General features: G+C 37.4%; 2 protein-coding genes. Both read right to left on the bottom strand.

Annotation, left to right across the window (positions count from 1 at the left end; translation table 11 throughout):
* Positions 1 to 5: 5 nt before the first annotated feature.
* Complete coding sequence (locus tag ACZW67_RS14310) at positions 6 to 506, bottom strand: IS630 family transposase (RefSeq protein ID WP_465183807.1); 501 nt, start codon at positions 504 to 506, stop codon at positions 6 to 8.
* Positions 493 to 846 carry an IS630 transposase-related protein gene (locus ACZW67_RS14305; protein WP_465183806.1) on the bottom strand — a complete coding sequence of 118 codons (354 nt, stop codon included), beginning with the start codon at positions 844 to 846 and terminating at the stop codon, positions 493 to 495. Before ACZW67_RS14305 ends, ACZW67_RS14310 begins: the two co-directional genes overlap by 14 nt.
* Positions 847 to 909 lie beyond the last annotated feature (63 nt).

The raw sequence follows: 909 nt of genomic DNA, 5'->3' as shown, positions 1-909 counted from the left end.
TATAGTCAATCCAAGATAAAAGAAGTACATCCCATATCATGAAACAGTTTTGGTAAATTATTTTCCATCCAACCTTGGCGTAGAAACTTAGCTTGTGCCCATTTTTTTTCAATAGGATTTAAGTCAGGACTATAGGGTGGTAAAAATAAAAGCATGTGACCGTGCCTATTTAGCAGCCTCTTCACACGTTTGTGAAAACTGGCATTATCCATGACGATCACGCATTTGGTCTTAAGACTTGGAATGAGCGTGTATTTGCACCAGTCATAGAATACATCTCCATTGATGTTTTTCTCAAAGTAATCAAGTGCAAATAGCATTTTTTCATACAGAGCACCGATGACATTGGTACGTTTTTTAGCTTGCCAATTGTAGCTATCAATACAAGGTTCACCTATCGGTGCATAGCCATAAGGACGAATAGTTTCAGCTTCAAAGCCACTCTCATCCATATAGACAATGGGATAGCCGTGTTGCTTAAAACCATCAAGCTTATTCTGATATATCGCTCTTTTTATTGGACACGCTTTTGGATGTGCTAAGGTCTTTTTTTTGGCTAATATTTAATCTTTTTAAAGCATAGCCGATACCTGATTTACTACAGTTTAAACGACGAGCTCGCTCATACAAATAGTCATCTGGATATTGATTAACGTCTTTTAGAAGGGCTTCATTGGGTATGCTAGTTGGCGTTTTGACTCTAGTCGTTTGAATGCTTGGGTCTATAAGCCAGCGCTGTAGTGTACTCTTGCTGATATTGTAAAAAGTACAGGCCTGACGGATGCTCATGTCTTTTTGCTTAATGTTTTTGATAACTTGTGCTCGAAAATCTGCTGAGTAGGTCATCTTTTATATTTCACTTTGCTTGGTTTAAAAGTATTGTACCTTTTCTATTTTGGACTGACTATA

The sequence above is a fragment of the Psychrobacter sp. TPE 89C genome (assembly GCF_055522395.1).
Note: the sequence above shows the minus strand (reverse complement) of the source record. Positions and strands in the feature narration are given on the sequence as shown.